The organism is Enterococcus italicus DSM 15952 (assembly GCF_000185365.1).
Taxonomy (GTDB): Bacteria; Bacillota; Bacilli; order Lactobacillales; family Enterococcaceae; genus Enterococcus_G; species Enterococcus_G italicus.
This window is the reverse complement of the sequence record NZ_GL622241.1, coordinates 1390575-1401834: the sequence shown is the minus strand read 5'-3', so window position 1 is coordinate 1401834 and position 11260 is coordinate 1390575. Positions and strand designations below refer to the sequence as shown.

The window sequence follows — 11260 nt, the reverse complement described above, 5'->3', positions numbered from 1 at the left end:
TACTATAATATAAAATCAATATATGATATAATTGGGTATGGAAAAAATATCTTTTGAAACATTTAAAAGACCTAATGGTCATGATGAATTTTTAGAATGGTTGGAAACATTACCAAAAAAAGATAGTGCGAAGCTTTTACGTACAATAGAAGAAACAGAAAAGAATGGGATGCTAGTAGCTCAACGGTTGAAATGGGTGAAAAAATTAGACACTAATTTGTACGAATTAAGAAGTAAGGTAGGATCAAACATCCAAAGAGCCATCTATTTCCATGTGGACAATGGAAGGTATGTCATTACTCACGGATTTACTAAAAAAACGGAGAAAACATCAATAACTGAACTCAAGCATGCAAAAGAACTTAGAGAGGAGTGGTTCACAAATGATGATTAAAAAATTGATTGAAGAAAAGAAAAAAGATAAAGATTTTGCAGAAGCATATGACCGTGAAGGAAGAAAACTCGAAACTGCGGTTGCTCTTTATCATGCTCGGGAGGAAGCAGGGCTAACTCAAGCGGAGCTTGCACAAAAAGCACATACAACTCAATCTACTATTGCTCGAATTGAGAGAGGGGATAACGTATCTTTCGATAAACTTGATGATATCGCCAGGGCATTAGGTAAAAAGCTGGTAGTAGAATTTGCTTAAAAGCGAGTTGAAAATATATCTATAATAGGCTCCTAACTAATCAATTAGTTTAGTGGGCCTTTTTTTACTAGATAGATAAAGGTTGTACTATAGTGTAAAAGACAATAAATTTTATACTAAAATTACTTTAAAGGTAAGCGCCCAATAGAATAGTACCTGTACGCCAAATAGCCCAACCCCTATACTGGGAACTGGGAAGTTTGACATTTTTATTCTCCGCAAATTCTTTGAACATTCTCTTGCCAAGGCAGTAGAGCATCAATGGCTTCATTCGAAAACACCGGGAGGTTAGGAATTTTTTCGAATAAAAATTCTAGATATTTCATTGGCTGAAGCCCATTTAGTTCGGCGGTTTTGTAAACGCTAAGAATGATCCCTGATGTTCGCGCACCTTCTAAACTTGTAGAATGCAACCAATTTTTACGCCCAATTACCAGCTCCTTAATATTTCGCTCCGCACGATTATTGGTAAGCTCCAAGCGTCCATCTTCAAAGATATACAAAAAGCCACTACGAATCTTATGTGCATACTGAACAGCTTTATCCAATTTTGATTTGGGAACAGGGGTCAGTTCATCTAACCAACTATAAAAATTGTCTACTAGCGGACGTAATTCCTCTTGTCTTTTAACTAAGCGTTCTTTATGAGATAGCTTTTCCCATTTTTTCTCCAAGGCGAACCATTTTTTGAACTGATTTACCGCTTTTACTGCAGGCATTTCGCTAGTTTTCGCTCCTTTTGGGATAGCTTCCAGGAACTTACGTCGAGCATGGGCGAAGCAGTAGACGAGTTTCGTTTGCGTTAAGGCGTTGTATCCAGTGTAGCCATCACAGTGGAGATAACCAGTAAAGTCTTTCAAGAAGTCTTTTGGTACTTCTCCAGAACGACTTTCGTCGTGATGATAGTAGACTATGGGATGGAGACTTTCTTTGCCTGTACAAAATTGCCAGTAATAGGTATCACTCTTGGCGCTTTCAATTACTCGATACGTTGTTTCGTCGCCATGAAGGATGTCTTTTTGATTTAAATAGACTTGAAATCTTTTCGCAACCATATCCAGCGCATTGTGCACCGCTTTAATGTGCCAGTTACTAATATTATCACGCGAAATAGCTAAGCCTAAATCTTTTTGCCAATAATTTTCTTGGCGATAAGCAGGAATTTTTTGTCCAAATTTCATACGAATCGTTTCAGCAACGACACTATTGGAACCCAGACTATTAGAAATTAAAGGTTTGGGGACTGACGCTTTTTTAAAAGAGGAACGTCCCATTTTTTCACAAGCTTTACAACAATACGTGTGTTGATAATGAACAAGGCAATCGAGTATGGCAGGGTGAAAACGAACTTCTTCCCGGACTTTCGTCCGGCCAATATCTTTCATCTGTTGTCCACAATGCGTACAAACTTGTTCTTCTATGGTTAACACATGATCTTCTTCAACCGTAGGTAACTGACTAATTTTGCTTGCTTTTGTTCCAACGATGCGCCGGTGACCCTGGACAACAATACTCCGTTGTTCCTCATCCTCAATTGAAGGTTTGGGAACAGTTTCTTCTTCAAACAAGTTAAGCTGGCCATTTGTTTCTTCATCGAACGTTTCTTTGGAACGGCCAAACAGCTTACGGGTTAAATAATTCAGTTTTTCGTTAAGCAACTGAATCTCTGTGGTTAAATTTTGAATCGTTTGCTGTTGAAATTCATTAAGTTGTTGTTGCTTTTGATTTCTTTCATTGGCACTTTGTAATAGCTGGAGAAGAAGTTGCTGATCTAGTTGAAGTGCATTCTTTTTTTGACTAGTCATTTTCAACAATCCTCCCTCATGAAAAGTTCGCTTTATCTTACCATATTCAGAGTATGCAGAATAGAGGAAGAACACTTTTTTGTTCTTCCTCTGTTTTTAAAAGGTTCCTTTGGAACCTGATAAGATGGCTTTGGGTTGATCAATGCTCAATCCCTCTAATAGCCAGCGTACTTGTTGAGCAGTTAAACTTCTGACTTCCTCTTTTTTTCGAGGCCACTTGAGCGTACCGTTTTCAAGGCGCTTGTAGCACAACAAGAACCCATCACCATCCCAATAAAGAATTTTAAAGCGATCACTGCGTTGCCCACAAAACAGGAAAGCTGCGTCCTGATAAATATCTAAATCATATGTGTGTTGAATTAGGCTGGCTAACCCATCAATTCCTTTTCGTAAATCCGTTTTACCACAGACAACGAAAACATGATGGACAGTTTGAAAGTTAAGAAGTACCTGACAAACCTTCTTTCAATACGGCTTGCAGAATATAATTGTTCACTCCATTATAAATGAATATCTCAGAGCCGTTTTTTTGTTTCAAACGGACAGCAAGTTTATTCGTAGGGTTACCTACAATTTGTTTTGCAGATATCTCTTTCGGAATTTGGATAGGGACAATATCTTGATGATTCATAAAAGACCTCCAGATTTCTTGATGGCTCAAGTATATCGGAAGGCCTTCTTTAAGGTAAGGTACTATTCTATTGGGCGCTTACCTTTAAAGAGAACTAGAGAGAAAGGTACAATAAATGAAAACCATAAATCTTATAAAAGTATTTATAGCATCACCAGGTGATATAGCAGCAAAAAGGAATGAAGTAGAAGAAACCATATATAGATGGAATATAGAAAATACAGATAATACAAAAGTGATTTTGATGCCTATACGATGGGAAACTAATGCGATTCCTACTTATGTAAATAATAGCTCTGGGCAAAGTGTTATTAATAAACAAATTGTAGAAAATAGGGTTCTGCTGCAAAGTTTTAAAAATAAAATCAGTTTTTGTATTATTTCTTCATTTTAAGCTGGAATTCCCAATAATATCCTGATTTCAGTACAGACTGAAAAGCCGAAGAGAGTGCCTTCTTTTCGGCTTTTCTTGTAGATTTCTCGAATGGTTTCCATCCCTTTAATTGTGGTGGAAGCTGTACGTAGACTTTGATAAAATTTATTCCGTCGTTTAATCGATCGATGGTCTTGTTCTATTAAATTGTTAAGATACTTCACAGTTCGGTGCTCTGTCTTAGTATATAAACCCACACTCTGTAACTTTCTAAAGGCGGAGCCAAGAGAAGGTGCTTTATCGGTCACAATTGCTTTCGGCTCACCAAACTGTTTATGGAGTCGTTTTAAGAAAGCATAGGCTGCTTGCGTGTCCCGTTTCTTTCGTAACCAGATATCTAAGGTTAAGCCGTCCGCATCAATTGCACGATAAAGATAATGCCAATGTCCCTTAATTTTGATATAGGTTTCGTCCATTTTCCATGAATAGAAGGATTGTCTATTTTTCTTCTTCCAAAGATAATAGAGGACCTTGCTGTACTCTTGCACCCAACGATAAATCGTAGTATGACAAACATTTATTCCACGATCATATAACAATTCCTGAACTTCACGATAGCTTAGATTGTAACGCAGGTAGTAACTAACAGCGACAATAATGACGTCATTTTTTGAATTGTTTGCCTTTAAAATGATTCATTACTCTGTCCTCTCTGTCTTTTTTCTCAATTTTACACTAAAATAGATTTTTTGGAAAACTTTGCAACAGAACCATACTATTCATTTTTAATTAAAAAATATAAGGCATAGACGTGGCACCATAACCAATATCATATTTTCTCAACTCTTTAGCACTCAATTTTGTGTAATCTTCTTTAATAAATTCCATTTGCGGCTAAGTACCCAGTCAAGCTTGCTTAGTTGCAACAAAAATGACCGCCTACCAAAAAGTAGACGGTCATTTTTGTAGATGCAAAGCACGAATTCGCAGCTATACCGCTTTCTTCGCGACTTCCTTTGGTAACGTCAACGCCAACAGCAAGCCAATAAGGCCCACGCCAGCAAACACAGCGAAGGTAACAGCAAAACCGCCAGCATGACTTCGCAGCGTGGTTTGCATGCCATCCAACAACACTGTGGCGAACATTACACCGGCAGAACCGAATAACTGACGAGCCGTCGTTGTAACCGCAGTGCCGTCTGCCACGAGCTCATTCGGCAAAGCATTCGCGCCAGCCGTCACTGAAGGCATCATCACAAAGGCATTGCCGGCTTCAGTCGCCATCGCCAACATAATTGCCCCAATCAGCGGTAAATGATGGGCAAAGACTGCTAACAGACCAAAGCCGCCAGTAATCAACAACATGCCAATCATGGCCACGACACGCGGTCCAAAGCGATCCAGTAGGCGCCCGCTAATTGGATTCAAAATACTCAGCAACACCGCAGCTGGCACTAAGGACAAGCCAGAAATCAACGGTGACAAACCAAGTAGCGTTTGAAAGTAAAGCGGCATCAGGATAGTGGTGACAATCAAACCGACGTATGAAATTCCGGTCAGAAACACCGCTTTAGTAAACATACCAGTGGCAAAAACTCGCATTTGCAACATTGGTGGTTGGCGATTCAATTGCCGAACAACGAAAATACCAGCTGCCAGAACGCCTAAAATCAACAAACCAACCACGCCAACAGTTAAGCCTTTTTTCGACAAAGCACCCAAGGTATAAAGTAGAATTGGAAAACTTGCGGATAAAAGGAAGGACACCCAGTCCAGTTGCGTCGGTTGCAATGGCATGACAGACGCAATGGTCACCGTTGAAACGGCCAGCACAAGCAGCGAAACGACCAAGAAGAACAAGAATAAAGCCTGCCAAGGGAACCATGTCAGCAAAACACCGGAAATAATCGGACCGACTGCCAAGGCTGAGCCCATGACCAATCCTGCCGTGCCCATCACCCGACCACGCTCACTATGCGGCGTAATCGTCAGCAACACGGTCTGGAAACTCGGGAAAATAATCCCGACCGCAATCGCTTCAAGCAACCGTCCAATCATGAGCACGGTAAAACTCGGTGCCCAGATACATAAGCCTGTCCCAATGGCAAAAATGAGTTCAATCGCTTGGAAAAGCCGTTGGAAAGTAACATTATGCAACAGCCATGGGCTAACCGGAATCATCAAGGTCATCACCAACATAAAGCCGGTTGTCAGCCAAGCAACTATATCCGCTCCTAAACCAAAAGCTTTCATAAAAGCAGGATAAGCGGTGCTTAAAGAAGACTGAGAAATTGACATCGAAAAGGTACCTGTCAGTAACGTGGCGACAAAAGCCCCGCGATGTTTAATCGTTGGAGAGTTCATATTAAAATCATCTTTTTCTATATTAGTATTGTGGGACGTTTACATTTTCATTCCCATTTTTTCATAAGACTGCATACCGCCCATCCAAATCTCAGATGGTTTGACGCCACGTTCTTTAGCCAAGGCCATCATTAACGTATCCATATCCATCAATTTATATTTTTGCTTTGGCTTGGCTGGATCGAATGTTTCAATCTGTGCCATCATGCCGCCATCTTCGTGCTCAATGATATGGCAGTGATACATATAAACCCCTGGCAAATCAAAGCGAACCAGCAGCCGAACCGTTTCACCAGGATTCACGCCAACGGTATCTTTGAAACCATATTCATTTGGATACGGCGCATGCCCATTCCGCGACAAGACTAAGAATTGGGTTCCATGCACATGGAATGGATGAACCATTCCAGGCGCATCATTGCTATTGGTAACATCCCAGTACTGGGCTTTGCCAATTGGTTGCGTGGCATCAATCCGCTGCATGGCAAACTTTTTACCATCAATCGCAACACCTTCGTCCATCCCCTGCATCACAACGTGGCGAACTGGCAAAGCCGGGTCAACCACTGGTGCCTTCACATCGAACAACTTATCAGGCAAGGTAGTCTGATCCGGTTTGAACGCATGAATGCGGAACTTTAGCAATGGCACATCATCCGTATATAAGGTGACCACGTCGCCTTCATGGTATTGGCCAAAATCAACGATCACTTCGGCACGCTCAGCACAAGTCAGCATCAAATGGGTAAATTTGACCGGCTCCGGTAACAGTGAGCCATCCCCGCCAATTTGCGTAAATGGCAGGTCATCGGAAAAATGCAACCGCCATTCACGGCGATTAGCACCATCCAGAAAACGCAACCGGACCTTTTGCGTGGTGACGTCAAAATAGGGATTGATTGTACCGTTAATCATTGCAGTTGGCCCAGCAACACCGTCAGGATCATAATCAGCCCGGTAGTCCCACTGGTTGTTCTCATGAAAACGCCGGTCTTGCAAAATGACCGGAATATCGTCAACGCCATAGTTCCTTGGCAATGGCAGGCTGGCTTCATGGTCGTCTTTGACAATCACCATGGCAGCCAAACCATGCCAAACCTGCTCGGCTGTGGATGGGCACGGATGCGCGTGCAGCCACAAAGTCGTCGCAGGTTGTTCCAATGTGAAGTCGATATGCTTACTTTCACCCGGATAAACCGGCGCATGGCATCCGCCATCAACATAAGGGCCACTGACATTAGCCCCATGCCAATGAAAAGTGGTCAACTCAGGCAGGGTGTTTTTCAGTGTCACATGCGTATGCTGACCACGGCGATACACAATCGTCTGACCTAACAGACTGGTATTATAGCCCCACGTCTTGGTCTTCGACCCAGGTAACAGTTGCGTTTCCCCAGCCTCTGCTGTCACCGTGTAATAAACGTCGGTCGCCGTCTCTTTATCCGGTTTCAACAACGGCGGCACATTTAAGGGCTTCTCAGGCGCATCACTGACCTCAAGCGGCACGTATCCGCCATCGTGGAGATCAAACGCTGGCTCATCAAAGAAATAGTCCGTATAGTTTTTCATCGTGATTTCCCCCTCTGACAATAATTTTAACACTCTTTAAAAACTAAATTTTTCTAATTTTATCCTAACCTCTAAAAATATTTTGGTCAACCTTATTTTTTTATCTCGACTATTTCAACAAAAAATCGTGAATATTAACAATGGTAATTATCATATAGATATATTTTTAAAGTGTACAATTGATTCATTCCGATACAAATGAAATGAAGGCAAATAATATTAAATTAGGCGACTGTTTATTTTTTTTTAGGTTTGTCTAATATTTTGCTTTAATTTAATAAAAAAGAGGTGTATGCTTATGATGTTTTTAAAGGAAGGTGGAAATATTTTGAAAGATACAACAAGTCAGTCCGGTAAAGAACACAAACCTCGATTAATTCAGCATGCGAATGGTCCTCTTTAGAGGAAATTAGCGGAACTGTCGAGGTACCCAAAGGCAAAGGCTTTTGGAAAATCCTGTTCGCCTATTCTGGACCGGGGGCATTAGTTGCTGTTGGATATATGGATCCAGGCAACTGGTCTACTTCGATTACGGGTGGGCAAAACTTCCAGTATTTATTAATGTCGGTCATTTTAATGTCTAGTTTAATTGCAATGCTATTCATGCTGATTTTTCGATAGTCTGAATAGTTTTGTGCGAGTATATAAGGAAAGCTACAACATTAGCAAGATCAGCAAGCAAGGCTAATAATACTGTTGCAATGGGAAATAACAAGCGTCCAGTAGGGCGGTCCAAGAGCGGGCGCAAACCCTACCAGACAATACGATTATAAAAGTAAAGAACGTCATAAAATCAGCTACTAGAGGGAAAACTGTGGTAAAAGACAAATAAGATGGTGAAATGATGACTATAAAGTCAAGTCAGATAAATAGGTAGTTGAGCATATAAATTGCTTTTGACGCTTTACTTATTTATAATAAGTGCAATAACAAATGACTAGTAAAAGGCGGGTAGAACAATGGATAAATTTAAAAATATTATTATTGGATTTGGTAAGGCGGGTAAGACATTAGCTAAGTACTTGGCGCAGCATGATGAGACCGTGCTTCTGATCGAACGGTCTAAACAAATGTACGGAGGAACTTGCATCAATGTTGGCTGCCTACCATCTAAAAATTTAATTTTTAATGGCCAACGTGGCGTGGACTTCACTACAGCAGTTAATAAGCGTGGTGAGATGACTAGACAGTTGCGAAACAAAAACTATCACATGGTGGCTGATGAGCCACTAGCAACGGTTTGGGATGGGTCAGCCCGTTTTATCGACAATTATGTTTTGGAAGTCGTAATGAGTGATGGAACGACTAAGAAGGTGAGAGGTGAACGTATCTTTATTAATACTGGAGCAGTTCCAAATTGGCCATCAATCCCAGGGTTAGAGTTTAGTCAGCGGATTTTTACGTCTAAAGAAGCTATGGAATTGGAGAAACAACCGAAACGACTAGCAATTATTGGTGGCGGTTATATTGGCCTTGAATTTGCTGGAATGTTTAATTCCTTTGGTACGCATGTAACGATTTTCGACCAACATACCAGATTGTTAGAGCGCGAAGATCCTGATATTGCGACCGAGGTCGTAGCAGATCTGACTGACGCAGGGATCGAGATTAAATCGGCGACTCAACTAACTCAAGTAAAAGATAATGGTGAGAAGGTTACATTATATTATCAACAAGGTGATCAAACCAACACTGAGAAATTTGATGCGGTATTGGTTGCAGTCGGTCGACGGCCTAATATAGATAGTTTAGGGCTAGAAAATACCGATATTGCTTTAACCAGTCGTGGTGCTATTCAGGTCGATGATCATTTAAGGACCACAGTACAAAACGTTTGGGCTTTGGGCGACGTTAATGGCGGTCCTATGTTCACTTATGTCTCATTGGATGATTTTCGTATTATTGTAGATCAATTGTTTGATAAAGGGGATCGCTCAACGGCCGATCGAATGGTGATACCGACTGCTTCGTTCCTAAATCCACCACTGGCTAACGTCGGCTTAAATGAACGTCAAGCTAAGAGTGCAGGTTATGATTTACAAACCTTCAAGCTATCAGTCAAGGCGATTCCAAAGGCCCGTGTCTTGGAGGATCAACGCGGGCTTTATAAGGTAATCGTTGATCAAAAAACACACCTTATTTTAGGGGCAACATTGTATGCCGCTGAGGCTCATGAAACCATCAATCTAATTGCATTGGCAATGAAGGCCAAATTACCTTACGAAAGATTACGCGACATGATCTATACTCATCCAACAATGTCTGAAGCCTTGAATGATCTTTTTAAGACCCCAGTTGTGAAAAGCTAACGCCCTAGAAACACAAAGCCGACTAGTTAATCGAGGAAACAATCAAGAAATCACCGTTAAAATTATTACGCAATGTGATTAACAATGCCCTTAATCTAAAGGACCGGGTTTACCAAATCTTTGAGCATTGTGATCTACCTTTACACAATAACCACGATGAGCAACAGATCCACTCTACCACGCTGGTGCGAAAGAATAAGTCTGTTCACAAAACCAACGGCAGGCGCAAAGGATAATACGATCTGGTTTGGTATTGTACAAATGGAAAAATTAAATAAACTGGACATCTTTAAGTATTTTTAACCATTACTAACGGTTTACACGCAACGTAACACGCCAGATATTGAGGCTTATTTACCGGGGATCCAGAAATTCAGGCCACGTGTCGTGTTTAATAGAGAAACCAAAGCGGGCGATTAACGCAGAAAACTGCGTTGGTCGCCCGCTATTTTTGTTTGAACCTGGGGATCTGAGATACCATCAATGGTTAAGATTCAACCCGGTTCGTTGTGGAGTGCTTACGATCATTCAAAGTAGGAATGCTTAGAGGACGTTTTTCTCCGTTTGGTTTTGGGATTAATACCCGTCTAACTGGTTGTGGAACGTAGTTTTCTAAAGTTTTTTGTATTTCTTCAATGAAATTATCTTGAGATTTTATCTTGAAATCCTTGATTGTTAGGTTATCTGCTCCAGTTGTGTTTGATCCAGTGTTAGATTTTATTATCCTATATGCCAAAAGAATATTTTGCTTGGAAGTAATTATTTCATACAGGTTAATTCCTTTAGTACACTGATTTAAACTTCTTTCATATAACCAGCCAAAGCTTTCTTGCATATTGTAATACTCGTTGTATCGCAATTCTGTACTCATTGATGGATCGTTTCTCCTAATTGATTATTAGTCCCATCATCTTACTCGACCTGATGAGTTTCATTTGACTGTATTCACTTTTCAAATAACAAGTCTTGGGACTATCCCTCCACGTTGATTAGACGCTTCATTGGTACTGTGTCCCTACTTTCACGAGAATTAAGGAATTTCGATTTTAATATCTTATATCCAACACTCCGATTGCGGTCGTTATTAAGTGTTTCTCGCTTTCCACGTTCCGATTATTTTAGATTTACATCTATCCTTAGGTGCTTACTATAAGCCTGAACATTTATAAGGTCTTTGTTCCTTATCCCGAACTTCATATGGACGACTTTTACTTTTCGGTAATGTTCGTTGTATATTGCACCCCGATTATCTTTCAATAACGTCGCTATCTAGACCCGTACATTCGCAAGTTCGTCAGTTTCTATTGAAACATTCTATTTCGTGTTAAAGCACTTGTAAGGAAACGTGTCACACCATCCATGGGCCCACTTCAATCCGAATGGCCGGTCTCTGTATTGATTATAGGGTTCTGTTGCAAAGTTTTAAATAAAGAATAAAATCCCTTACGGTATCTATGATTTAGGCTGTTATTCCCATTAATACCTTGATTTCAGTAGACACCGAAAAGCCGAAGAGTGTTCCATTTCTTCGGTTCTTTTTATATATTCCTCGAATGGTC

11 protein-coding genes and 3 pseudogenes are annotated in these 11260 nt (G+C 40.6%); 6 read left to right on the top strand and 8 right to left on the bottom strand.

Annotation, left to right across the window (positions count from 1 at the left end; genetic code table 11):
- Positions 1-37 precede the first annotated feature (37 nt).
- Both HMPREF9088_RS06565 and HMPREF9088_RS06560 read left to right on the top strand, forming a co-directional pair.
- Positions 38-394 carry a type II toxin-antitoxin system RelE/ParE family toxin gene (locus HMPREF9088_RS06565; RefSeq protein WP_007208387.1) on the top strand — a complete coding sequence of 119 codons (357 nt, stop codon included), beginning with the start codon at positions 38-40 and terminating at the stop codon, positions 392-394.
- Positions 384-650 carry a helix-turn-helix domain-containing protein gene (locus HMPREF9088_RS06560; RefSeq protein WP_002339787.1) on the top strand — a complete coding sequence of 89 codons (267 nt, stop codon included), beginning with the start codon at positions 384-386 and terminating at the stop codon, positions 648-650. The genes HMPREF9088_RS06565 and HMPREF9088_RS06560 overlap by 11 nt, the downstream gene beginning before the upstream one ends.
- A gap of 209 nt (positions 651-859) precedes the next feature.
- Here the strand turns inward: HMPREF9088_RS06560 and tnpC are convergent, their stop codons facing one another.
- From tnpC to HMPREF9088_RS06545, 3 genes and pseudogenes are all read right to left on the bottom strand, one after another.
- Entirely contained in the window at positions 860-2455 is a 1596-nt protein-coding gene (tnpC, locus tag HMPREF9088_RS06555; protein ID WP_040366613.1) for an IS66 family transposase, read from the bottom strand.
- 96 nt (positions 2456-2551) lie between these two features.
- Positions 2552-2866 (bottom strand): annotated as a pseudogene (gene tnpB / locus HMPREF9088_RS11640) (IS66 family insertion sequence element accessory protein TnpB); the annotation flags it as partial.
- A 28-nt stretch (positions 2867-2894) separates the two neighbouring features.
- Positions 2895-3086 (bottom strand): hypothetical protein, encoded by a 192-nt coding sequence (locus HMPREF9088_RS06545; protein ID WP_007208384.1) that lies wholly within the window; start codon positions 3084-3086, stop codon positions 2895-2897.
- Positions 3087-3201: 115 nt separating this feature from the next.
- On the opposite strand from HMPREF9088_RS06545, the gene HMPREF9088_RS06540 reads away from it, so the two are divergent.
- Positions 3202-3480, top strand: a complete 279-nt coding sequence (locus HMPREF9088_RS06540) for a hypothetical protein (RefSeq protein WP_002340528.1) — start codon at positions 3202-3204, stop codon at positions 3478-3480.
- Here HMPREF9088_RS06540 and HMPREF9088_RS06535 read toward each other — a convergent pair.
- The 3 genes from HMPREF9088_RS06535 to HMPREF9088_RS06525 form a co-directional block, all read right to left on the bottom strand.
- A protein-coding gene (locus tag HMPREF9088_RS06535; protein WP_143139698.1) for an IS6 family transposase occupies positions 3477-4158 on the bottom strand; the annotation gives its coding sequence in 2 pieces (ribosomal slippage) (positions 3477-4124 and positions 4126-4158; 681 coding nt in all). The two genes, HMPREF9088_RS06540 and HMPREF9088_RS06535, sit on opposite strands and share 4 nt — an antisense overlap.
- Positions 4159-4449: 291 nt before the next feature.
- Entirely contained in the window at positions 4450-5823 is a 1374-nt protein-coding gene (locus tag HMPREF9088_RS06530; protein WP_007208382.1) for an MFS transporter, read from the bottom strand.
- A gap of 39 nt (positions 5824-5862) precedes the next feature.
- A complete protein-coding gene (locus tag HMPREF9088_RS06525) occupies positions 5863-7392 on the bottom strand; it encodes a multicopper oxidase family protein (RefSeq protein WP_040366605.1) in 1530 nt (509 codons plus the stop codon).
- A 298-nt stretch (positions 7393-7690) separates the two neighbouring features.
- Between HMPREF9088_RS06525 and HMPREF9088_RS11635 the strand changes: the two are divergent.
- From HMPREF9088_RS11635 to HMPREF9088_RS12660, 3 genes and pseudogenes are all read left to right on the top strand, one after another.
- Positions 7691-7992, top strand: a pseudogene (locus tag HMPREF9088_RS11635) (Nramp family divalent metal transporter); the annotation flags it as partial.
- Between the two features lie 359 nt (positions 7993-8351).
- Positions 8352-9701, top strand: coding sequence for an FAD-dependent oxidoreductase (locus tag HMPREF9088_RS06520; RefSeq protein ID WP_007208379.1), 1350 nt, complete (start codon positions 8352-8354; stop codon positions 9699-9701).
- Positions 9702-9730: 29 nt separating this feature from the next.
- A complete protein-coding gene (locus HMPREF9088_RS12660) occupies positions 9731-9937 on the top strand; it encodes an IS66 family transposase (protein ID WP_225357878.1) in 207 nt (68 codons plus the stop codon).
- Positions 9938-10188: 251 nt separating this feature from the next.
- Here the strand turns inward: HMPREF9088_RS12660 and HMPREF9088_RS06515 are convergent, their stop codons facing one another.
- Positions 10189-10572 carry a reverse transcriptase family protein gene (locus tag HMPREF9088_RS06515; protein ID WP_007208378.1) on the bottom strand — a complete coding sequence of 128 codons (384 nt, stop codon included), beginning with the start codon at positions 10570-10572 and terminating at the stop codon, positions 10189-10191.
- Positions 10573-11160: 588 nt separating this feature from the next.
- A pseudogene (locus HMPREF9088_RS11920) lies at positions 11161-11260 on the bottom strand (IS6 family transposase); the annotation flags it as partial.